This window comes from Arthrobacter sp. SAFR-044 (assembly GCF_059414985.1).
In genome coordinates this window covers 101,056-123,096 of the sequence record NZ_JBPFDN010000006.1, presented here as the reverse complement: position 1 = coordinate 123,096, position 22,041 = coordinate 101,056, and the positions used below count along the sequence as shown (strand labels likewise).

At 66.1% G+C, this 22,041-nt stretch carries 23 protein-coding genes; 6 read left to right on the top strand and 17 right to left on the bottom strand.

The window, feature by feature from the left end; translation table 11 throughout:
* Positions 1-170: 170 nt before the first annotated feature.
* The 5 genes from ccsB to ACR65J_RS11120 are packed head-to-tail and all read right to left on the bottom strand — an operon-like array spanning position 171 to position 5,123.
* Positions 171-1,259 (bottom strand): c-type cytochrome biogenesis protein CcsB, encoded by a 1,089-nt coding sequence (gene ccsB, locus ACR65J_RS11140; RefSeq protein WP_440168668.1) that lies wholly within the window; start codon positions 1,257-1,259, stop codon positions 171-173.
* Positions 1,259-3,058 carry a cytochrome c biogenesis protein ResB gene (gene resB, locus ACR65J_RS11135; protein WP_440168666.1) on the bottom strand — a complete coding sequence of 600 codons (1,800 nt, stop codon included), beginning with the start codon at positions 3,056-3,058 and terminating at the stop codon, positions 1,259-1,261. Before resB ends, ccsB begins: the two co-directional genes overlap by 1 nt.
* The gene (locus ACR65J_RS11130; protein WP_440168665.1) at positions 3,058-3,813 is read right to left on the bottom strand and encodes a cytochrome c biogenesis CcdA family protein; all 756 of its coding nucleotides are present in this window, start codon (positions 3,811-3,813) and stop codon (positions 3,058-3,060) included. The genes resB and ACR65J_RS11130 overlap by 1 nt, the downstream gene beginning before the upstream one ends.
* Before the next feature lie 15 nt (positions 3,814-3,828).
* Positions 3,829-4,407: a TlpA family protein disulfide reductase gene (locus ACR65J_RS11125; protein ID WP_440169090.1), complete on the bottom strand. Its 579-nt coding sequence runs from the start codon at positions 4,405-4,407 to the stop codon at positions 3,829-3,831.
* Between the two features lie 35 nt (positions 4,408-4,442).
* Positions 4,443-5,123 (bottom strand): histidine phosphatase family protein, encoded by a 681-nt coding sequence (locus tag ACR65J_RS11120; RefSeq protein ID WP_440168663.1) that lies wholly within the window; start codon positions 5,121-5,123, stop codon positions 4,443-4,445.
* Positions 5,124-5,340: 217 nt separating this feature from the next.
* Here ACR65J_RS11120 and ACR65J_RS11115 point away from each other — a divergent pair, with 217 nt between their 5' ends.
* Together ACR65J_RS11115 and ACR65J_RS11110 are read left to right on the top strand one after the other, a co-directional pair.
* Complete coding sequence (locus ACR65J_RS11115) at positions 5,341-5,889, top strand: YceI family protein (RefSeq protein ID WP_440168661.1); 549 nt, start codon at positions 5,341-5,343, stop codon at positions 5,887-5,889.
* Positions 5,890-6,127: 238 nt separating this feature from the next.
* Entirely contained in the window at positions 6,128-6,955 is an 828-nt protein-coding gene (locus tag ACR65J_RS11110) for an ABC transporter permease family protein (RefSeq protein WP_440168659.1), read from the top strand.
* Between the two features lie 71 nt (positions 6,956-7,026).
* On the opposite strand, the gene ACR65J_RS11105 is transcribed toward ACR65J_RS11110, so the two are convergent.
* Together ACR65J_RS11105 and ACR65J_RS11100 are read right to left on the bottom strand one after the other, a co-directional pair.
* Complete coding sequence (locus tag ACR65J_RS11105; RefSeq protein WP_440168657.1) at positions 7,027-7,731, bottom strand: redox-sensing transcriptional repressor Rex; 705 nt, start codon at positions 7,729-7,731, stop codon at positions 7,027-7,029.
* A gap of 10 nt (positions 7,732-7,741) precedes the next feature.
* Positions 7,742-7,996 (bottom strand): glutaredoxin family protein, encoded by a 255-nt coding sequence (locus ACR65J_RS11100; protein WP_440168655.1) that lies wholly within the window; start codon positions 7,994-7,996, stop codon positions 7,742-7,744.
* A gap of 78 nt (positions 7,997-8,074) precedes the next feature.
* Here ACR65J_RS11100 and ACR65J_RS11095 point away from each other — a divergent pair, with 78 nt between their 5' ends.
* Complete coding sequence (locus ACR65J_RS11095; protein ID WP_440168653.1) at positions 8,075-8,893, top strand: HAD family hydrolase; 819 nt, start codon at positions 8,075-8,077, stop codon at positions 8,891-8,893.
* Between the two features lie 124 nt (positions 8,894-9,017).
* On the opposite strand, the gene ACR65J_RS11090 is transcribed toward ACR65J_RS11095, so the two are convergent.
* The 7 genes from ACR65J_RS11090 to ACR65J_RS11060 all read right to left on the bottom strand — a co-directional run bounded on the left by ACR65J_RS11090 (position 9,018) and on the right by ACR65J_RS11060 (position 16,173).
* Positions 9,018-9,116 (bottom strand): 30S ribosomal protein bS22, encoded by a 99-nt coding sequence (locus ACR65J_RS11090; RefSeq protein ID WP_003792170.1) that lies wholly within the window; start codon positions 9,114-9,116, stop codon positions 9,018-9,020.
* 151 nt (positions 9,117-9,267) lie between these two features.
* Entirely contained in the window at positions 9,268-9,480 is a 213-nt protein-coding gene (locus tag ACR65J_RS11085) for a helix-turn-helix domain-containing protein (RefSeq protein WP_043452394.1), read from the bottom strand.
* A gap of 154 nt (positions 9,481-9,634) precedes the next feature.
* Positions 9,635-10,756, bottom strand: a complete 1,122-nt coding sequence (locus ACR65J_RS11080; protein WP_440168651.1) for a 3-deoxy-7-phosphoheptulonate synthase — start codon at positions 10,754-10,756, stop codon at positions 9,635-9,637.
* A 346-nt stretch (positions 10,757-11,102) separates the two neighbouring features.
* A complete protein-coding gene (locus tag ACR65J_RS11075; RefSeq protein WP_440168649.1) occupies positions 11,103-12,584 on the bottom strand; it encodes a rhamnulokinase in 1,482 nt (493 codons plus the stop codon).
* Complete coding sequence (locus ACR65J_RS11070; protein ID WP_440168647.1) at positions 12,581-14,617, bottom strand: bifunctional aldolase/short-chain dehydrogenase; 2,037 nt, start codon at positions 14,615-14,617, stop codon at positions 12,581-12,583. The genes ACR65J_RS11075 and ACR65J_RS11070 overlap by 4 nt, the downstream gene beginning before the upstream one ends.
* Before the next feature lie 6 nt (positions 14,618-14,623).
* Positions 14,624-15,790, bottom strand: a complete 1,167-nt coding sequence (gene rhaI, locus ACR65J_RS11065; protein ID WP_440168645.1) for an L-rhamnose isomerase — start codon at positions 15,788-15,790, stop codon at positions 14,624-14,626.
* Positions 15,787-16,173, bottom strand: coding sequence for an L-rhamnose mutarotase (locus ACR65J_RS11060; protein ID WP_440168643.1), 387 nt, complete (start codon positions 16,171-16,173; stop codon positions 15,787-15,789). Before ACR65J_RS11060 ends, rhaI begins: the two co-directional genes overlap by 4 nt.
* 152 nt (positions 16,174-16,325) lie before the next feature.
* Here ACR65J_RS11060 and ACR65J_RS11055 point away from each other — a divergent pair, with 152 nt between their 5' ends.
* On the top strand, positions 16,326-17,348 hold the full coding sequence (locus ACR65J_RS11055; RefSeq protein WP_440168641.1) for a LacI family DNA-binding transcriptional regulator: 1,023 nt from the start codon (positions 16,326-16,328) through the stop codon (positions 17,346-17,348).
* A 14-nt stretch (positions 17,349-17,362) separates the two neighbouring features.
* Here the strand turns inward: ACR65J_RS11055 and ACR65J_RS11050 are convergent, their stop codons facing one another.
* Complete coding sequence (locus ACR65J_RS11050) at positions 17,363-17,740, bottom strand: DUF7793 family protein (protein WP_440168639.1); 378 nt, start codon at positions 17,738-17,740, stop codon at positions 17,363-17,365.
* Positions 17,741-18,041: 301 nt separating this feature from the next.
* Here ACR65J_RS11050 and ACR65J_RS11045 point away from each other — a divergent pair, with 301 nt between their 5' ends.
* Together ACR65J_RS11045 and ACR65J_RS11040 are read left to right on the top strand one after the other, a co-directional pair.
* A complete protein-coding gene (locus tag ACR65J_RS11045) occupies positions 18,042-18,608 on the top strand; it encodes an ABC transporter substrate-binding protein (RefSeq protein ID WP_440168637.1) in 567 nt (188 codons plus the stop codon).
* Positions 18,609-18,867: 259 nt separating this feature from the next.
* On the top strand, positions 18,868-20,079 hold the full coding sequence (locus ACR65J_RS11040; protein ID WP_440168635.1) for a Gfo/Idh/MocA family protein: 1,212 nt from the start codon (positions 18,868-18,870) through the stop codon (positions 20,077-20,079).
* Positions 20,080-20,124: 45 nt separating this feature from the next.
* Here the strand turns inward: ACR65J_RS11040 and ACR65J_RS11035 are convergent, their stop codons facing one another.
* Together ACR65J_RS11035 and ACR65J_RS11030 are read right to left on the bottom strand one after the other, a co-directional pair.
* Positions 20,125-21,396 carry an MFS transporter gene (locus ACR65J_RS11035; protein WP_440168633.1) on the bottom strand — a complete coding sequence of 424 codons (1,272 nt, stop codon included), beginning with the start codon at positions 21,394-21,396 and terminating at the stop codon, positions 20,125-20,127.
* Positions 21,397-21,398: 2 nt separating this feature from the next.
* Positions 21,399-22,031, bottom strand: coding sequence for a Poxvirus protein I5 (locus ACR65J_RS11030; protein WP_440168631.1), 633 nt, complete (start codon positions 22,029-22,031; stop codon positions 21,399-21,401).
* Positions 22,032-22,041 lie beyond the last annotated feature (10 nt).

Here is a 22,041-nt window from a genome sequence, read left to right as displayed (position 1 = left end):
TTACCTCGGAAGGCTGGTGGTCCACATGCAAGCTTCATCACAGTGAACCTCACCAACGTAGCATTTCCGGGGGACCCTGGGACAGCCCTGTTGCTACATCGAATGGTTATTTGGCGATCAGTTGCCGCGATGCGGTTGGATTTCGGGTCCGCGGCCCGGGAACGGCGCTTTTAGAGGCCGGAGTAGGAGTGGAGCCCGTTGAAGAACTGGTTCACGATGGTGAAGTTGAAGATCACGCAAAGGTAGCCCACGATCGACAGCCACGCCGCGCGTGTTCCGGTCCAGCCGCGGGTGGCGCGTGCGTGGAGGTATCCGGCATAGACAACCCAGATCACGAAGGTCCAGACCTCTTTGGTGTCCCAGCCCCAGAACCGGCCCCAGGCCTTTTCCGCCCAGATCGCGCCGAACATCAGGGTGAAGGTCCAGCCGATGAACGCAATGGCGTTGATGCGGTAGGACAGGTTCTCCAGGCTCAGCGCCGACGGCACCAGGCGCATGAAGCCGAGCTTGTCGGCCCCGCCGGCAGCAACGGTCCTCTGCCGGTGGGACTGCACCAGCTGCAGGGCGGACATCGCGAACGTCAAGGTGAACAATGCCGAGGAAAGGACGGCAATGGAAACGTGGATAACCAGCCAGTAGCTCTGCAGGGCCGGGACCAGGTGGCCCACGGGGGTCCAGAAGGCCACCGAGGCAGCCACCAGCATGATGATCACCAGGCCCACCACGAAGGTGCCCAGGAAGCGCAGGTCGCGGCGGATCAGGGAAAGCAGGAAGACGGCCGCCACCAGGAACGCACCCGTGGTGAGGAATTCGTACATGTTGCCCCAGGGCACCCGCCCGGCGCCCAAAGCCCTGGTGACCACGCCGGCGCCGTGGATGAGGACGGCAAGGGTGGTCAGGGCCACGGCGACCCGGGCCGGAACCCGGCGCTCGTTGGCGTACTTCATGTCGCCGTCGGCCGTTGCCACGCCGCCGGTTCCTGCCCCGCCGGCCCTGCCAGCGGACGACGACGGGCGCTCGGCACGGTCGGCGGGTCCGCTCAGCCGGCCCCCGGCAGAGCCCGCGGCAACGCCGGCTGCTACGGGAACCTTGGTGGCCGTCCCGGCCTGGGCGGCCTTGAGATCGACGGCGCGAAGGGCCTTGCTGCTTTTAGCCAGGTCCCAGGCGAAGGCAATGAAGGCCACTGTGTAGGTGCCCGCCGCCAGCAGCATGAAGAGTTCGCTGTACTGGCCCATGGTTTCGTTGATTCCAAATGGCATTACTGGTCCTTTTCGGGCCCGGTGGGGCCTGCTGGGGTGGTGACGGAGCCTGTGGCGTTTTCGGCGGAGCCCTCGGCTTTACCGGCGGAGCCTGCGACATTATCGCTTGTCCGGCTGGGAGTTTGCTGGGACGGGGCAGCATTTTCGGAAGCGGCGTCTTCGGGCGCCGCGTCGTCAGGCAGCTTCCACTCTGCGGCGAAGAGTTTCCGCAGCGCCGCCGCCTCGCCGGCCAGGCGGTGGTCTTCGCCGCGGGCAAGGAGGCCGTACTCCACCATGGTGCGGCCGTCAATCGCGGTGCCCGTGCGGACCCAGACGCGCCGACGGTTCACATAGAGCGAGAGGATCAGGCCGGCCACGGCCAGCAAGGCGAAGATCAGGGCGTACAGCTGCCCGGGGTTGTGGTGGATGTCCACGCCGATGTACCGCTTCACCCCGTCAAAGCTGATGCTGCCCTTGCCGTCCGGCAGCGTGTAGGTGGAGCCGGGTGCCAGCGTGATGCCGCCGGCTGCCAGGTTCCTGGCGTTCAGCGGAGTCAGGTTCTTGACGTCGAGTTCGAAGACATTCTGGGGTGCACCCTTGTTCAAGCCCAAGTCGCCGTAATAGGAGTTCAAGGTCAGCTGCGGGTTGAACAGCTCAGGGTCGGCGCTGAAGGAGACGTTCTTGTCCGTCACGAACGCAGTGGGGAGGAAGAAGCCCACGAAGCCCAGCTGGTCCGGCTGGGCGTCCGGAACCTTGATCACCACGGAGGAGTAGTAGTTGTCGCCCTGCAGCTTGGCCACCACCGGGCCCTGCATTGCCACGTTGCCCGCCCCGTCGCGGATGGTCACCACCGGCGCGTAGCCGTTGCCGGTGAGGTAGATGCTGGTGCCGCCCAGGCTTACGGGATCGTTGACCTTCAGGATCTCCTGCTTGGGCGGAGCATCCGGGTTTTCCTTGGTGGTCACGGTGGCGGCGAAGTCGATGGGCTGGCCGAACTTGCCCCTGGATTCGCGGTCGAACGTGATGTTGAACTTGTCCAGCTGCAGCGAGTAGGGCTGGAGCTGGGTGGACTGGAAGTTGGTGCCCGGGTTGAACTGGTCGTAGCCCACCAGGGTGTTCACGAACGTGTCGCCTTCCACCAGGATGCGCTGGCCGCTGTACCCGAACAGGCCACCGGCGGCCACGGATACCAGCACGCCGATGAGCGAGGTGTGGAAGACCAGGTTGCCCACTTCCTTCATGAAGCCGCGTTCGGCACCCAGGGACGGAAGGGCGCCGTCGGCATCCCTGACCTCCACCCGGTAGCCGCGCTTGCGCAGCAGCCCAGCCGCACCGTTGATGGCTTCCGACGCCGGGATGGCGGCTCCGGCGGGGATCACCAGGGTGCCGTATTCCGGCAGCCGGGACAGGCGCTGGGGGGTCCGCGGCGGCTGGGAGCGCATGGCCTTGTAATGGGCGATGGCGCGCGGCACCACGCAGCCGATCAGGGAGATGAAGAGCAAAAGGTAGATGGCCGAGAACCACGCCGAGGAGTAGACGTCGTAGAGCTGCAGGGAGTCCAACAGCTTGCCGTAATCCGGGTGGTCCTTGATGTACTGGGTCACCACTGCCGGGTTGGCGGGCCGCTGCGGGAAGAGCGATCCGGGGACGGCGGCGACGGCGAGGAGCAGCAGCAGGAACAGCGCGGTGCGCATGCTGGTCAGCTGGGTCCAGGCCCACCGCAGCATGCCCCTGGGCCCCAGGGCCGGAAGGGCGGCCTGGGCTTTCGCCTCTGCGACAGGGGCGGATTGCTTCTTCTTTACGTTCACACGCTCGCTCATCAGATCGGCAACTTCACGTCGGTTTGGAACCAGTACTGCAGCCCGGTCACCCAGGCACCCCACACCCCGGTGGCCATCAGGATCCCGAGCACCACCAGGATCCCGCCGCCGGTGCGCTGGATTGCCACGCGGTGTTTGCGGAAGAACGCCATGACGCCCATCCCCCGGCGCAGGGCCAGCGCGATCAGCAGGAACGGGATACCCAGTCCCAGGCTGTACACAAAGGCAAGGAAGGCCCCCTTGGCGGCAGAGGATCCGCCGGAGAGGCTCAGCAGCTGCACGGCCGAGTAGGTGGGACCGATGCACGGGGCCCAGCCCAGGCCGAAGGTCAGGCCCAGCAGCGGAGCACCCCACAGCCCGGCCGGCGGCTTGGCATGGATCTTCGCATCGCGCTGCAGCCAGCTGAAGCCGCCCATGAAGACGACGCCCATGATAATGACCAGGACCCCCAGGAGCTGGGTGATCCAGGCGTTCTGGCTGCCCGTGATCAGGGTCCCCAGCTGGCCGAACGCGCCGCCCAGCAGGACGAAGATCACGGAGAACCCCAGGACGAACAGCCCGATGCCTGCCAGCATCCGGCCGCGTTTCTGCTTCTGCAGGTCCACGCCGCTCAGGCCTGTCACGTAGCCGAGGTAGCCGGGCACCAGGGGAAGGACACAGGGCGAAAGGAAGGACACCAGTCCGGCAAGCAGTGCCACCGGAATGGCCAGCAGGAGCGAGCCGCTGAGGATGGCTTCGGCGAAGGGGCTGTTCACGGTCCCGGGCCGTCCCTATTCCGCCACGGTGGCGGTGATGAGGGCCTTCAGGGTGCCCTTCTCGATTTCGCCAAGAACGCGGGAGGCCACGCGCCCTTGCTTGTCCAGCACCAGGGTGGTGGGCACGGCGCCCGGCGGCACCAGGCCGGACACGGACAGCAGGACGCCGCCGTCCTTGTCGTCAAAGCTGGGGTAGGTCAGGTTGAAGGTCTTCTCGAAAGCCTCGGCCGTGGGCTTCTCGTCCCGTAGGTTGACGCCGAAGAACTGCACGCCCTGGTCCTTGAACTCCTGGTGCAGCTCTTCAAGGAGCGGCGCTTCCACGCGGCACGGGGCGCAGGCGGCGAACCAGAAGTTCAGCACGCTGACTTTGCCCTGGAAGTCGGCCGCGGTTACTGCGGCGCCGTTGAAGAGTGCACCCTGGATCTGCACGGCTTCCTTGCGGTCCCCGACGGCGAACTCGGTCACGGACCCATCGCCGGCAACGTAATTCTTGTTGTCGCCCGCCTTGGCCTGCTTGGCCAGCGCGTCCTCCTGGGCGCAGCCGGAGAGGCCCAGGGTCAGCGCAGTCAGGGCCATGCCGCCTGCTGCGAGCATGCTGCGGCGCGAAGGAAGATTGTTGTTGCTCACTGCTAGGCTCCAGGGGTGCTGGCGGCACCGGGAAGAAGGGACGCCGCCGGCTCGCTGTACTCGACCCGCAAAAGCGAGCCGTCGTCGTCGAACACCAGGGACGTAACGGACGTGAGGGTGCACTCGCGCTTCCGCGGGTCATGCCACAGCGGCCGGCCCTCCGCGCTCAGCCGTGCCGCCCAGATTGGGAGCTGGTGGCTGACCAGAATGGCCTCCGGGCCTGTGGCGCCGAAGTCGCCGGCGGCCAGTTCGATTGCCCGCAAGCGGGCGTCCTGCACGGCGGCCGCCACCCGCGCTGCCTGCTGCTTGTACGGTTCGCCCCATGACGGACGGAGCGGGTTGACCAGGTGCGGCCAGTGCCTTGGCCGGCGGAGTTCGGCTTTGGTGACCTTCATGCCCTCGAAGTAGTTTTCCGCTTCGATGATGCGCCCGTCGGTGTGGATCTGCAGGTGCAGCGCTTCCGACGTCGGCCGTGCAGTTTCCTGCGCACGGTCCAGCGGAGAGGCGGCCAGGTAGGTGATCCGGGCGCCGCGCCCGGCGCGCTCGCGAAAGTGTTCGGCAAGCACCCGGGCCATCTCCTGCCCGAGTTCGGAGAGGTGGAATTCCGGGAGCCGTCCATAGAGAACGCCGTCGGGATTGTGGACCTCGCCGTGGCGGAGCAGATGGACAGTGGCTTGGGGCATGTTTACCAGTTTCTCAAAGATGGCGTGCGATCCGAAATCTTCCGTGCGCGCTTTCTACAAAGAGTAGAACCCAAGTTTCTGAAGAAATGTTCCGAAAGCGGGAACAAAACATGCAAACGCATGTTTATACTGGATGCACCAAGTTAGTTGAGACTTCAACCGATGAAGGTTCAACCGCACGATCACAGCAGCAGCATTCACACCAAGGAGCAACATCATGGCACTTCCCGCAGACGTCACCACCGGCACCTGGACCCTGGACAACTCCCACAGCGAGATCGGCTTCACCGTCCGCCACGCGGGCATCAGCAAGGTCCGTGGCCAGTTCAAGGAAGCCGAGGCCACCCTGGACCTTGCCGAAAACGTGGCCGACTCCAAGGTCAACGCCACCATCAAGACCGCCAGCTTCGACTCCGGCGACGTTAACCGCGACGGCCACGTCCGCGGCGAAGACTTCTTCGACGTCGAGCAGTTCCCGGAAATCTCCTTCGTTTCCAACGCGATCGTCGCCAAGGGCGACGCCTACGAGCTCCAGGGCGACCTCACCATCAAGGGCGTCACCCGTCCCGTCGCCCTCGAGACCGAGCTCCACGGTGTGGCCGTCGATCCGTTCGGCAACACCCGCGCCGGCCTCACCGCCGAAACCACCATCAGCCGCAAGGACTTCGGCCTGACCTGGAACGCCGTCCTCGAGGCCGGCGGCGTGCTGGTCAGCGACAAGGTTGCCATCAACCTGGAACTGGCCTTCATCGCCCCCGCAGCATAAGTCTCCCCGTTCACGGACACCCCGGTACCAGGCCAGTCCGGCCTTGTACCGGGGTGCCGTGTTTAACAAAGGGCTCCCAACGCTCGGGTTTACCTCCCGGCCGCGGGCGTTGATCCCGCCTGAATCACCCGCAAGGCAGTCCGCCGGGGGTACGGTGGTCTTAAGCCATGCTGGGGGGAAGGCTGAGGACCGATTCCCGGCAGCCCTACCCGGATCCCGACCTGCAGAAGGAACGCCAATGAGTACTCCTCCCGTCCCGCCTCCCGCGCCCCAAGACCCCCACTCCGGCAATGGCCAGCCAGGCAGTGAGCAGTCCGGCAGCCAGCAGCCTGGACCGCAGCAGCCCCGCTACGGCCAGAACGCGCCGCAATATGGCCAGAACGCTCCCCAGTACGGTCAGAACCAGCCCCAGTACGGATCCCAGCCGCCCGCAGCGCCACAGTACGGGCAGAACGCTCCGCAGTACGGTTCCCAGTATGGCCAGAATGCACCGCAGGCCCCGGGCTACAGCCAGAACCCACCCCAGTACGGCCAGTCGCCTTATGGCCAGTCCCCTTACGCCCAGTACCCTTCAGAGCAGCCGCAGCCGGCCGGCAGCAACGGCATCCCCCAGTTGGTGAACATCTCCTTCTGGCTGCTGATCGCCTCCGCCGTAATTTTTGTCATCGCCATGCTCACCGGCCTTACCCAGCTGGATGACCCCCAGTTCCGGCAGGCCTTTGAACAGCAGGTCCAGGCCAGCGGGGCGGGGGTCACCTACGACGACATCAAGAGCGTCATCGCCGGCACGTTGGTGGTTTTCGCCATCATCGGCGCCGCCCTCTACCTGCTGGTGGCCTTCTTCATCCGCAAGGGCAAGAACTGGGCCCGCATCCTCGGAACGGTGTTTGCAGCGCTGTCCGTACTCGGCCTGTTCGGAGTTCCCACGTTCGGAACGCTGGGTACCGTCCTTGGGATCGCCGCCATCGTCCTGCTCTACCTCCCCGCCGCTGCCCCGTACTTCCGGAAGCAGCAGCCCTTCACCAACCCGTATTCCGGCGGCTTCGGCAACCCTTACGGCCGGTAACCTCCAGCTGTCCAGCGCATCGGCGGCCCGGGATGTCCAGCATCCCGGGCCGCCGCTTTTAATGCTGGCCTCTAGGCTGTCTGACCCGGCGTCTGCGCGCGCTGGGCGTGATAGGCCAGGATTTGCAGTTCCGTGGCCATGTCCACCTTACGGAGGTTGACCCCCTCCGGAACCTGCAGCATCACGGGGGCGAAGCTGAGCACGCTGTGCACGCCCGCCGCCACCACCCGGTCGCAGACACCCTGGGCCACCGCGGCCGGCAGCGCCAGCACCACCATGTTGGCCCCGGTGCGGTGCAGGACTGTTTCAAGGTCGGCCACGTCGCTCACCCGCAGCCATCCCACCTCACTGCCCACTACCATCTGGTCAGCGTCGAAGATGGCGACCACGTCGAAGCCCCGCGATTCGAAACCGCCGTAGCGTGCCAGCGCCTTGCCCAGGTTTCCGGCTCCCACAATGGCCACTTTCCAGTCATGCGTCAGTCCCAGGGCTGCCGCGATGTGGCGGCTGAGGTACTGGACCTCGTAGCCCACGCCCCTGGTGCCGTAGGACCCCACATGGGACAGGTCCTTGCGCAGCGTGGAAGAACTGACGCCGGAGGCTTCCGCCAGGGATTCGGAGGAGACGCGCTCAACTCCTTCGGACAGCATGGTGTTCAGGGCACGGAGGTACAGCGTCAGCCGGGCCACGGCGGCAGGAGGAATCTGCTTTGCCGGTGCGCCCGTGGCATCCGGAAGGCCCGGGACAGGCTGGGACGTTGAATCCAAGGACGTCACTCACATCCCCCTAATTGGCCATGGCGCGCTGCAGGACGCGTTCCAGCCGGGCCTCGTCGATCTTCCAGAAGTCGCGCTGCACCCCGTCCACCAGGACCACCGGGATTTCCTCGGCGTAGCGCTCCCGCAATTCCGGCTGGTTGTCCACCCGCTCTTCGCTCCAGGTAAGCCCCAGCGAGGCAGTGACCCGGCCGACGGCGTCGCGCGCCTCCTCGCAAAGGTGGCAGTCAGCTTTGGTGACCAGGACGACGCGGGGGGTAGCCATGGCTTAACGGTATCGCCGTTCGCGCCGTCCGGGTGACGCCGACGGCGGCCCGGGGGTGGATTGACTAGACTCAAGTCCATGCCCGAGGAGAAATACGTCGCCGTCGTCACGCGGCCGGTTGCTGCGCCGCAGCCCGGTGAAGCGGCGTTTTTCGACGTGGATAATACGCTGATGCGCGGGGCCAGCCTCTTCCACGTAGCCCGGAAGATGCACCAGCGGGGGGCTTTCACCTTGGCCCAGGCCGCCGGGTTCGCGTGGAAGCAGTTCAAGTTCGTGACGCGCGGGGAAAACATCGACGACGTCCATGCGGTGCGCGATTCGGCCCTGACGCTGGCCGCCGGAATCACCGTTGACGACATCAAGGCCCTCGGCGAGGAAGTCTATGACGAGATGATCGCGTCACGGATCTGGCCTGGCGCCAAGGCGCTGGCGGAGCAGCACCTCCGGGTGGGCCGCCGCGTATGGCTGGTGACGGCCACGCCCATCGAAGTGGCAACGGTGATCTCCACCCGGCTGGGCTTGACCGGAGCCCTGGGCACGGTGGGCGAAGTGTCGGACGGCATGTACACCGGGCGCCTGGTTGGCGACATCCTGCACGGCTCGGCCAAAGCCGTGGCCGTCCAGGCCATCGCGGACCAAGAGGATCTGGACCTCAAGCGCTGCTGGGCATACAGCGATTCCTACAATGACGTCCCGCTGCTGTCACTGGTGGGACACCCTGTGGCCATCAACCCGGACGCCAAGCTCCGCCGCCACGCCCGTGACCGGAACTGGCCTGTCTATGATTTCCGGTCCGGCCGCCGCGCTGCCACGCTGGGCCTCAAGGCGGCAACCTTCGGCGGTGCTGTGTATGGCCTCTGGAAAGGCTTCGCCCGCATCCGCGGCCCCCGCATCTAGATGGCAGTAGATGCCGTTTTGAGCGCCCAAAACGACATCTACTGCCAGCCAGTTGGGTGCCGGGTAACAGAAAAGCCCGCCGCCTGGGTAGGCGACGGGCATTTCCACGCTGTTCGAAGTATCTCTACTTCTTGTTGCGGCGCTGGTGACGAGTCTTGCGAAGCAGCTTGCGGTGCTTCTTCTTGGCCATACGCTTGCGACGCTTCTTGATAACTGAACCCACGAAAGTTCCTTACAAACTAGATGCAGTACCTGCCTGATGGGGAATGTCCGTGGACAAAGCTACGAACTGAACAACTGACAGATTCTTACAATGACGTAAAACGTTCCTTAACAGGGTACCGCCTATCGGAGGCGGCTCAGGACAGGCGGTCTCAGGCGGTCTCGGTGTGGCCGTCCACAACGGCGCCCTTAAGGTACTGCTCAACGGCGTTTTCCGGGACCCGGTAGGAGCGGCCGAACCGCACCGCCGGCATTTCGCCGGAGTGGACCAGCCGGTAAACAGTCATTTTGGAGACGCGCATGACCTCGGCTACTTCAGCCACGGTCAGGAACTTCGCGTTGGAGAAGTTCTGTTCTGCCGACATTTCCCTATTTTCCTTTGCTGACGGATGGACAACAGTGACCCCAGGTACGTGCCAATGCGGTGTTCCGATGCTGAGCCATCCACCAACCACCTAAGTAGATACTCTAGATGTTCATGTGGCAGATGTGAAAGTAGTGCCTCCCCTATTTCACCCCCTAATTCGACTGCCGCCGCTTCCGTGCCGATGCCGCCAGCTGTTCCAGGACCGATGCGGAAACGTCCCAGTCCATGCAGGCGTCGGTGACGCTTTGGCCGTACACCAGCTCCGCCCGGCCCGCGGCGTGCTCGGCAACGTCCAAGTTCTGGGCGCCGCCCACCAGGAAGCTCTCAAGCATGACACCGGCAACGGCCCGCGCCGCGGCGCCGCCGTCCTCAAGCTGCGCACCGATTTCCAGTGCAACTTCTGCCTGGCGGTGGTGGCTCTTGCCGCTGTTGGCGTGGCTGGCGTCAACGATCAGGCGGGGGTTGAGCCCCTTGCCCGCGAGTTCGGTGGAGGCCCGTTCGACGTCAGCCGCTGAGTAGTTGGGCCCCTTGCGGCCGCCGCGGAGAATGACGTGCGTGTCCGGGTTTCCTGCCGTTGCCACCAGCGCGGCCCGGCCCTCGCCGTCGATCCCCAGGAACGCCTGGGCCGCAGCGGCGGCACCGCAGGCGTCGATGGCAACCTGCAGGCCGCCGTCGGTCCCGTTCTTGAAGCCGATGGGCATGGAGAGCCCGGAGGCCAGCTGCCGGTGGATCTGGCTCTCCGTGGTGCGTGCGCCGATGGCGCCCCAGGAGATCACGTCGGCCATGTACTGGGGGCTGATCGGTTCCAGGAATTCAGTGGCCGTGGGCAGGCCCAGCGCGGTGACCTGCTGCAGGAATTGCCTGGCAGCGCGGAGGCCGGTGACCATGTCGTGGCTGCCGTCCAGCCGGGGATCGTTGATCAGGCCCTTCCAGCCCACCGTGGTGCGCGGCTTCTCGAAGTAAGTCCGCATGACGATCAGCAGGTCTGCCTTGTGCTTCTCCGCCTGGCTCACCAGGCGGCGCGCGTATTCCAGCCCTGCCTTGGGGTCGTGGATGGAGCAGGGGCCCACGATGACCAGCAGGCGGTCATCCACGCCGTCCATGATGGCGCGTACTTCGTCCCGTCCGCGTTCGACGACGGCGGCCTCCCGCGCGCCCAGCGGCAGTTTGGTGAGAAGGTCCGAAGGGGTGGGCAGCGGAGTGAACTCGCTCACGCGCAGGTTGGACGTGGACTTGGTGGCGCTGGCCGGGGCTGCTGCTGTTGCGGTGCTCATGTTCGGGGTCCTGTTCCAGATGGGAAGCGGGCCCGGATTTCAGAACCCGCCGGAGAAACGGCGAAGGGCAGAGAATGATCTCTGCCCTGTTGGCTCTGAAGGAAGTTGGATGCGTGTCAGTTAGACGCGGGCTCCTCCAGAGCCAACGAAAAATACGCATACCAACGGTTAGTCATGGAAGAGACCATAAGCCCCGGCTGGCCCAGCCGCCAAATTACGCGCGTCACATTGGACCGTACATCGGAGGCGTAGTTGCGGAGCCCGGAAAGCGGAAGGTCGAAGATGGAATCGTTGTCCTGTCCTGTTTTCGGTTGGCCGGCAGCCTCGCCGTGGAGTTCCTCTATTTCTACTGCATGGATTCCTGACGCACGCTGATAAGTGGTTCGTAGCGGCAAAGGCTTGTTCCGGCCGCGACGATTCCACGCAATTCCGCCAGTCCTCCGGCGGCGGCCCCGGCGGCACGGGCCTGGACCAGCACGTTGCCCAAGGCAGTGGCTTCCACCGGACCCGCGACGACGGGCCGTCCGGTGGCATTGGCAGTGAGCTGGCACAGCAGGCTGTTCTGCGAGCCGCCGCCCACCACGTGCACTACGTCCACTTTGCGGCCGGCGAGGCGTTCCGCAGCAGTGATGGTCCTCGCGTAGCCGGCTGCGAGACTGTCCATGATGCAGCGGGCGATGGCCGCGGGATCATTGGGCAGGACCTCCCCGGTCCGCCGCACCGCCGCCCGGATGCGGTCGGGCATGTTGTCCGGGGCGATGAAGTACGGGTCATCGGCGTTGATTTGCGGGCCGCCTGCGGGAAGGGCAGCGGCGGCTGCGAGGAGCGCGCCAAGGTCCGGCTGGAAGCCTTCGCCGGCCCAGGTCCGCTGGCACTCGCTCAGCAGCCACAATCCACCCACATTGCGCAGATAGCGGATGGTGCCGTCCACACCGCGTTCATTGGTGAAGTTGGCTTCCCGGCTGGCCTCGGCCAGGACCGGATGCTTCAGTTCCAGCCCCACCAGTGACCACGTGCCGGACGAGATGTAGGCGAAGGCGTCTTCCGCGGCAGGAACAGCTGCGACGGCGGAGGCAGTGTCGTGCGAGCCGACCGCCACCACCTGGGTGTCCTGAGGCAGTCCAAGGGCCGCAGCGATCCCCGGCAGGAGCTGCCCGTAGGCTTCGCCGGGCTGGATCAGCGGCGGGAACAGGTCCTTCCGCAGCCCCAGTGCCGTGAAGAATTCGGCGGCCCACTCCCCCGCCACGGCGTCAAACAGCCCCGTAGTGGAGGCGTTGGTGGCCTCGGTCCGGCGCACTCCGGTGAGCAGGAAGGCGATCAGGTCCGGGATGAGCAGCGCCTGCAACCCGTCCAGGTCCTTCTCGGTGGCCAGCTGGTAGATGGTGTTGAACTGCAGGAACTGCAGTCCGGTGGTCTGGTACAGGCGTGCGGGGTCCACTTTGGCGTGGACAGGTGCGACGGCGGCCCGGCTGCGGTCGTCCCGGTAGCTGAACGGCTGGGCAACCAAATTTCCCGCGACGTCCACCAGCCCGTAGTCCACGGCCCACGTGTCGATGCCAATGCTGGCAATCGTTTCGCCCTGCACGGCGGCGGCTTTCGCTGCGGCGGCCAAGCCCTTGAGCACCTCCGCGAACAACGCGTCGAAGTCCCAGCGGAGGCCGCCGTCGAGCTCCACCACACCATTGGGGAAGCGGTGGACAGTCGCCAGCGAAACCCCTTCAGGGGAGACCCGTCCCAGCATCACCCGGCCCGAGGAGGCGCCGATGTCGACGGCGGCAAACACGCCAGAGGCAGGATGCGCGTCGGCCCCGCCTGACACGCTACTCATCGCAGGAAGGCTGCTGCGACGCCGGCGTCCACGGGGATGTGCAGGCCGGTGGTGTGGGACAGTTCGTTGCCGGTGAGGACGGCGGCGGCGTTGGCCACGTGCTCGGGCAGGACTTCGCGTTTGAGCAGGGTGCGCTGGGCGTAGTACTCGCCCAGTTTTTCCTCGTCCACGCCGTAGACCGCGGCGCGCTTGGCGCCCCAGCCGCCGGCGAAGATGCCGGAGCCGCGGACCACGCCGTCGGGGTTGATGCCGTTGACGCGGATGCCGTACTCGCCCAGTTCGGCCGCGAGCAGCCGGACCTGGTGGGCCTGGTCTGCCTTGGTGGCGGAGTAGGCGATGTTGTTGGGGCCGGCGAACACAGAGTTTTTGGAGGAGATGTAGATGATGTCCCCGCCCATGCCCTGGGCGATCATCACCTTGGCGGCGGCCTTGGCCACGAGAAACGAGCCCTTGGCCATGACGTTGTGCTGCAGGTCCCAGTCCTTCTCGGTGGTTTCCAGCAGCGGCTTGGAGATGGACAGGCCGGCGTTGTTGACCACCAGGTCCACACCCCCGAATGCAAGGACCGCGGCGTCGATCGCGGCCGAGACCTGTGCCTCGTCGGTGACGTCCGCCTGGACACCGATGGCGACGTCGGAGCCGCCGAGTTCTTCGGCGACCTTCTGCGCGTTCTCCACGTTCAGGTCGGCAATGACGACGCAGGCGCCTTCCGCGGCGAGGCGGGTGGCGATGGCTTTGCCGATGCCGGACGCGGCACCGGTCACCAGCGCGATGCGGGTGGCGTGGGACTTGGGCTTGGGCATCCGGGCCAGCTTGGCTTCCTCCAGGGCCCAGTATTCGATCCGGAACTTCTCGGATTCCTCGATCGGGGCGTAGGTGGAGATCGCCTCCGCGCCGCGCATGACGTTGATCGCGTTGAGGTAGAACTCCCCGGCCACCCGGGCGGTCTGCTTGTTCGCCCCGAAGGAGAACATGCCCACGCCGGGGACCAGAACGATCGCCGGGTCCGCGCCGCGCAGCGCCGGGGAGCCAACGTCCGCGTGCCGGTCGTAGTAGGCCTGGTAGTCCTCGCGGTAGTCGGCGTGCAGCTCGTGCAGCCGGGCGATGGAGTCCTCGATGGAGGCGTCCGCGGGCAGGTCCAGGATCAGTGGCTTGACCTTGGTGCGCAGGAAGTGGTCCGGGCAGGAGGTGCCGAGCGCGCCCAGCCGCGGGTGTTCGGCGGCTTCGAGGAAGTCCAGGACGACGGCGTCATCGCTGAAGTGCCCCAGGACCGGCTTGTCCGTGGAGGCCAGGCCGCGGATCACCGGTGCCAGGGCTGCGGCTTTGGCGTGCCGCTCGGCCTCGGGCAGGGCAGCGTAGCCGGGCAGCTTGGGCCCGAAGGGCTCGGCCTTGCCGTTGTCCTTGATGTACTTTTCGGCCTGGTCGATGATCCACAGCGAGTTGGTTTCGGCTTCTTCGCTGGTGGCGCCCCAGGCGGTGATGCCGTGGCCGCCCAGGATGGTGCCGACCGCTTGCGGGTTGGCGTCCTTGATCGCGGCGATGTCCAGGCCCAGCTGGAACCCGGGACGGCGCCAGGGCACCCAGACCACCTTGTTGCCGAAAATCTTTTCGGTCAGCGCCTCGCCGTCAGCGGCGGTGGCGATGGCGATGCCGGAGTCCGGGTGCAGGTGGTCCACGTGTGCGGCGTCCACCAGGCCGTGCATGGCCGTATCGATCGATGGGGCTGCGCCGCCCTTGCCGTGCAGGCAGTAATCGAAGGCGGCCACCATCTCGTCCTCCCGCTCGACGCCGGGGTAGACGTTTTTAAGCGCGGTCAGCCGGTCCAGGCGCAGCACCGCAAGGTTCTGCTCCTTCAGGGTGCCCAGGTCCCCGCCGGAACCCTTGACCCACAGCAGTTCCACGTCCTGGCCCGTGACCGGGTCCTTCTCGGTGCCCTTGGCCGAGGTATTGCCGCCGGCGAAATTGGTGTTCCGCTTATCCGCGCCCAGGCGGTTCGAACGCGAAATCAGGTCTTCAACAGTCTTATTGCTCATGGCTGGTTATGCGCCCCATCCGGCTTGCTGGCCGCCTGCGCGGTCCTCGTTGATCTGTTTCTGGTAGCCGCTGGCCTTGTAGGCTGCCATCGGGTCCGCGGGCAGGCCGCGGGATTCACGCCACTCGGCCAGCATGGGCCGGACGTCGGTGTAGAAGGCATCATTGAAGATGCCGTTGGCGGCCAGGACATCGCCCGCACACTGTGCCTCGTTCAGCGCTTCGGTGTCCACCAACAGGGCACGCAGGGTCATTTCCTGGACGTTGAGCACGGAGCGGATCTGGCCCGGGATCTTCTCTTCCAGGTTGTGGCACTGGTCCAGCATGAGCGCCACACCGGAGTCCTTGCCGTAGCCACCGCCCCGGATCACCTCGTGCATGATGCGGAAGAGCTGGAACGGATCCGCGGCACCCACGATCAGGTCGTCGTCGGCATAGAAGCGGGAGTTGAAGTCGAAGGACCCCAGCTTGCCCAGGCGCAGCAGCTGCATCACGATGAACTCGATATTGGTGCCCGGGGCATGGTGCCCGGTGTCCAGGCAGACGAACGCCTTCTCCCCCAGGGCCAGGGTCTGGGCGTAGGAGGTGCCCCAGTCCGGCACGTCGGTGTGGTAGAAAGCCGGCTCGAAGAACTTGTACTCCAGCACCAGGCGCTGCTCGTCGCCCAAGGCTGCGTAAATCTCCTGCAGGCTTTCCGCGAGCCTGTCCTGGCGGCCACGGATGTCATCCTGGCCCGGGTAGTTGGTGCCGTCCGCCAGCCAGATCTTCAGGTCCTGCGAGCCCGTAGCGTGCATGATCCCGATGCAGTCCAGGTGGTGGTCGATAGCCCGCCGGCGGACAGCCTCGTTGGAAGAGGTCAATGAGCCGAACTTGTACTCATCGTCCTGGAAGGTATTGGAGTTAATGGTGCCCAGCCCCACACCGAGTCCCGCCGCGTACTCCTTCAAAGCGGCGTAATCATCCACCTTGTCCCACGGGATATGCAGCGCCACTGTCGGGGCCAGGCCGGTCAGCTCATGGACCTTGGCGGCGTCCGCCAGCTTCTCCTGCACGGTCCGCGGCGTGCCCGGCGTGCCGAACACCTTGAAGCGCGTGCCTGAATTTCCATAGGCCCACGAAGGGACCTCAATGGCAAGCTCCCCGAGCCTGCCCAGCGCCGTTGCTACGTCGTTCATGATGGTTCTTTCCGGTGTTGAGCGTCTGTCTGATGCGATTGGTTGATGCCCCGCTGCTGGAGCAACTGGCTGTCGAGATTGAAGACTTCCTCCAGCACCTGGAACCCTTCGTCGGGTGCCTGGCCGGAATCTTCAAAGAGGCGGGCCATCTCGGCCTGCCAACGGGCATTAACATCCGTCAGGGCCATGCGGGCACGGACGGCGTCAAAGTCGTCGCACTCCACGTACCCCACCAGGAGCCCGTCTTCTGCCAGGAAGAGGGAGTAGTTATGCCAGCCGGCCTCCTTGAGTGCGTGCAGCATTTCCGGCCACACCGCGGCGTGCCGGCGTCGATATTCGTCGAGCAGCGCTGGCTGGACGGAAGAACGGAAACACACCCTCATCTGGATGTCCCTTCCAACTTCAAAAAGTTTTGAATCGTTTCATTGGTACGATTCAAAGTACTCTTGGATTTGAGCAGGTGTCAAGCAATGGCAGAAACTTTTGATTTCCGGCGCGGAAGCTCCCGCGGCGGGCATGTCGGCACGGAGAATCGATGAACCGCACAGCCAGTATCAAGGACGTGGCCAACCACGCGGGCGTGGCCGTGGGGACGGTTTCCAATGTCCTTAACTACCCTGACCGGGTGTCGGATCGGACCAAGGAACGGGTCCTGCGCGCCATCGACCATCTGGGCTTTGTGCGCAACGATGCCGCCCGCCAACTCCGGGTGGGCCACAGCCGCACCATCGGGCTCATCGTCCTTGACGTCGGCAACCCGTTCTTCACCTCAGTGGTCCGGGCGGCAGAGGACGCGGCAGCACTGCAGGGAAGCGCCGTCCTGCTGGGCGACAGCGGCCACAACGCCAGCCGGGAGGCGAACTACATCGACCTCTTCCAGGAGCAGCGCGTGCAGGGCCTGCTGATCTCGCCGGTGGGCGATGTGACGGACAGGCTGGACCTCCTCCGTGAGCGCGGCGTGCCCACAGTGCTGGTGGATCGGCTGGCTGACGAATCAAAGTTCAGCTCAGTTGCCGTTGACGATGACGCCGGCGGCTACCTCGCAGCCCGGCACCTGCTGGACACTGGCCGCCGTCGGCTGGCTTTCGTTGGCGGCCCCGCGTCCATCCGGCAGGTGGCGGACCGCCTCCAGGGGGCCCAGCGGGCCGTAAAGGAGGAGCCAGCGGCCACGCTCGAGGTGCTGGACACGGAGGGCCAAACCGTCCTGGCGGGCCGGAGCGTGGGTGACATGCTGGTGCGGCGCGGCCGGGCCGACCTGCCCGAGGGGATTTTCTGTGCCAACGACCTCCTGGCCCTGGGGGTCATGCAGTCGCTGACCATGACCCACACGTTCCGCATCCCCGAGGACGTGGCGCTGATCGGCTATGACGACATCGACTTTGCAGTCTCCGCGGTGGTTCCCCTGTCTTCCGTCCGCCAGCCCACCCAACTGCTGGGCCGGACAGCCATCGAATTGCTCTCCGAAGAGGTGGAGTCCCAGAACCCCGCCCACCGGTCCGTGGTCTTCACGCCGGAACTGGTTGTCCGGCAGAGCACGGCTGCGTCCGACGCCGGCTGATCAGCCGGCGCGCATTACTTGCCCGTCTCCTGCAGCCACTTCATGGACTCGGTCCGGGAGGTGAAGAACCGCGTTGGGCAGGGCGGGACATGGACACCCAGGAAGAAATTCGCGAGGATCCGGTCTACCGGACTTGTCCCAAGCAGCGCTATCCGGCTTGCCGCGCACGGGACCGAGAACACCGAGCGGGCCGGCATGCTGACGTTCTCAGTGGTGGCCATGTCCACCAGCATCGGGTAGGTGCCGTCCCCCGCGATCCGGTTCACGGCAGCCATCGCGGCCTGCGCGTCCTCCATTTCGATGCGCACCTTCGGCTCCCAGATGAGGTGGATGACGCCGTCAGTGCGTAATTCCACGGTGCCCTTGCCGCCGTCGACCAATACAGGCTCCATACCACGCCTCCCTCCAGTGGGCAGTTCCTGACCTTCCCCATCTTGCCTCACCTCGCACCGTCCAGGCGCTTACGCCCCCAGCCAGTCCCGCGGCCAGCTTGACTCATCAGCATACTTACTAATACGTTGGTCGACGTGCCCGTGGCCGGGATCACGGTCCAACGCCACGCGTCGCGGCCCGCCAGGGCTGCATCAGAAATGAACTGCATTTGAAATAAACAGTTCCGCCGGGGTTCTCCATGGGGGCGGAGCCTCGGGGATTCATTGCACCGCAACCCGGTGCTGAAAGGATTTACCGAAAATGCGCACAAAGGTCTCAGCTTCAGTAACCGCCATCGCCCTCTCCGGCGCCATGCTCTTCGGCATGGCAGGCCCGGCGACCGCCGCGGCACCCGCGGCTCCTTCCGCCACTTCCCAGTCATCACAGGTAGCCAACGTCTCTGGAACAATCAACCAGACCATCGACGGCGTGGGCACCTTCGTCGGCTCGTTTACGCCGTCCGGCTTCAGCGCCGAAAACGGCCAGTTGACCGTCACGGGCCTGGTGCAGGGTACATTCACCAACCTGGCCGGTGTGGCCACCCCCGTGAGCCAGACGGTAACCACCACCGCCGCTGCGGCACCCTCCACCGCGGCAGCCGCAGCCTCGGGCGGCTCCTGCGACGTCCTCAACCTGGTCCTCGGACCGCTGCATCTTGACCTTCTGGGCCTCAATGTCGACCTGAACCAGGTTGTCCTGGACATCACCTCCCAGACCGGCGCGGGCAACCTTGTGGGCAACCTGCTCTGCGCGGTGACCGGGCTCCTGGACGGCGGCACGGGCCTGAACGGCCTGGCGAACCTGCTCAACCAACTCCTGGGACTCTAGTACGCGGTAGTTCACTAGAGCACTTACTGCAACGCAAAGATGGGCAGTCCCCCAGGGGCTGCCCATCTTTGCGTTGCCGCTAAGACCGCTGCGGCTTGGAGCTTCCCAGAGCGGATGCGGGCCAGAATTGAATCGTTACACAGCTAGACGGGAACGGCCTTGATCGCGCAGAATGAAGGTGGAAAGCGCTTGCCTGACTATGTGCTCGCGTAAGATCCCGGTGCCCGCCACGCTGGCGCCAAATGGCAGAAGGAGAACCATGGAAACGGCAACGGAAGCCGCCGGCAGCACCTCGGCCACAGCCCCAGCAACCGCACCGGCACCAAGAATTGCGCTGGTGGGAGTGCACGGCTTTGGCACCCACCATCTGCGGAACCTCGAACGGCTGCAGGCGGCAGGAAGTGTTGAACTGGTTGGCGTGGCGGACCCGCAGCCGCCGGCACCGGGCGCCGTCCCGCCGTCGGCCGCTGTTTACCCAGGGCTCGAGGAGCTCCTTACTGCCACCCGGGACCTGGACCTGATCATCGTGGCCACGCCCATCCAGACGCACGCCCCGCTGGCCTTGGCTGCCCTGGCCACTGACGCGGAGCTGTACCTTGAGAAGCCTCCCGTCGCCTCGCTGGCAGACTTCAACCGGTTGTGCTCGGCGGCCGCGGAGTCGGGCCGCGGGGTCCAGATCGGATTCCAGAGCCTCGGCTCGCAGGCGCTTGAAGCCATCGGGGAACTGCTCGCCGCCGGGACCATCGGAACACTGGAGGGCATCTCCGCCACCGGCCGGTGGGTCCGCGACAAGGCCTACTACCAGCGCTCCCGCTGGGCAGGGAAACGGAGCATGAACGGCGTCGATGTGGTGGACGGCGTGGCCACCAACCCGTTGGCGCACGCCGTCGCGACTGCCCTTCGGATCGCCGGTGCGCGCACCACCGGGGATGTGGCTTCCGTGGAGACGGAGCTGTACCGGGCCAATGACATCGAATCGGATGACACCTCCGTGATCCGGATCCGCACCGCAGCGGGCCTGCCCATTACCTGCGCCCTGACCATCTGCGCGTCCGAGTCCGTTGAGCCGTACGTCACCCTCCAGGGCTCGGCAGGCACCGCGGTGTTCCACTACACCGAGGACCGGCTCACCGTGGAGACGGCGGCCGGGCGTACGGAGGAAACCTACGGCCGGGACGACCTGACGGAGAACCTCGTGGCCCACCGGGCTCACGGCGTTCCGCTGACCAGCAGCCTGGAGGACAGCGGAGCCTTCATGCTGGTGCTGGAAGCCATCCGGACCGCGCCGCTTCCCGCCCCGATCGATCCCGCTTACCTCCGCTGGGAAGGCGAAGGAGACGCGGCACACGCCGTGGTGGTGGGCATCGAGGAAGCCTTGGAGCAGGCGGGCCGGGAGCACGCCACGTTCAGCGGGCTGGGGCTGCCCTGGGCTGCCGCTGCGCCGGTGGTCTTCGACATCCCGGCGTCCTGATAGCGCTTCAAGACCCGGCGGCAGAACCAGCCCGAACCTGGACCTTCAGTCCCGGGCAGCGACCGCCCGGTGCCGTGCGTGCCGCCACAGGAGCAGGCCCACCACGGCCGCGGAGAGCATGCCAAGGCCGCCGGTGACCACCAGCCCCGTCCGGACGCCGAACTCTTCGGTCAGCCAGCCCGCCAGCAGGCCGCCGCAAGCGTGGCCGCCAAGCAGGAGCGGAAGGTACAACGCCATCACCCGGCCGCGGATGGCAGGCCCGGCTTCGAGCTGGACGGCTGTGGCGGCGCTGGTCAGGAACAACAGCGTCATCATGCCCACCACCACCAGCATCGCCACGAAGAGCACCATGGTGGGCATCAGTGCGGCAACCAGCTGGGACAGGCCAAAGAGGCCGGCTGCGGCCACAATGCCCCTGCGGCCCATGTTCCCGATCCGGGCCGCCAGGAGGGCGCCGGCCAGGGCACCGCCGGCGCTGACGGTATTGAACAAGCCAAAACCGGTTGCGCCGTTGTGCCACACTTCCTGGGCGAAGGCCGCAAGGACCACCGGCCCGTTCATGCCAAAGGCGCCCAGCAGGCCGGCCAGCAGGATGAGGAGCAGCAGGCACGGGCGTTCGCGGACGTAGCGGAAGCCGGCAAGCACCTGCCCGCGGCCGCGCTCGGCGGGTGTGCCCGGATGCAGTTCGTGCAGCCGGATGCCGGCGATCAGACCCAGCACCATCACACCGATCAGTGCGTTTGAGGCGAAGGCGGCGGCCGGTCCCGCCTGTGCGATCAGTACGCCGCCCAGCGCCGGTCCGGCCATGGCGCCCAGCTGGGCGAGGGCGTTGTTCAGTCCGATGGCGGGACGCAGGGCGGCGTCGCCCACCACTTCGTTGACGAAGACCTGGCGGGTGGGCTGGTCCACAGCCGCGGTGATGCCCAGCGCCATGCAGCTGGCGTACACAACCCAGACGGTGATGGTGCCGCTGGCAGCCCAGGCCGCCAGCCCCAGGCCCAGCAGCACAATGACTGACTGGCACACCATCATGATCCTGCGCTTGGGGAAGATGTCCACCACCAGTCCGGCGAGCGGGCCCACCACGAGCATGGGCAGGAATTGGAGGGCGACGGCGGCGCCCACCGCGGCGGGGCTTCCCGTCAGCTGCAGCACCAGCCAGTCCTGCGCCAGGCGCTGCATCCACACGCCCAGGCTGCCGGCCAGCTGCATGGCAAGGAAGATCCGGTAATTGTGTTGTTTCAGGGGGTGGTACCAGCGTGGCTCGCTGATGCGGGGGCGGGCCGGCGGCGCCGAGCGGGCGCGGCGGGAAGGCACCGTCAGCGCCGGGAGTTGCTGGACCGCAGTTTGACGGCGGCCGCGGCCAGGATCAGGGTGCCGGGAACCACTACGAAGAGTGCGGCCAACATCCAGACGAACACCACGGCGCAGAACAGGGCGGCAGCCAGCAGCAGCGAGCCGGTCCAGTCACGCAGGGAGATGTCCTTGCCGGTTAGGAGGGCCTGGCGCCAGGCGGCCGTGCCGGTGGCAGCGGAAGCCCGGACGCCGGACCAGGCGGAGGCGGTGCGCAGCAGCAGGATGGCCGCGCCGGCGGCGAGGACCAGCGTGGCCGGAAGGACCACGCCACTGCCCGGCAGCTGCCCCACCCACGCGAGCAAAAGGTTCAGGACAATCACGACGGCGGCTGCCGCCGTCGTCATTCCAAGCTTCCAGCTGCCGGGCAGGGCAGCCCTGAACAGGCCCCACAGGCCGCGGACGGAATCGTCCCGGCCATTCAGGTGCCGCTCCAGGTGCGCGATCCCGGCCGCGTAGGCGGCCGGGATGGTGACCAGCGGGATGGACAGCACCAGCACCAGCACCCCCGCCAGGACGGTTTCGGAGAACAGGGCGAACCGGTTCACCGGGATGGGCTGGTGGCCTGCTGCGGATGTGGTGCTGTCCATAACGCTCATTTTCCTTTTC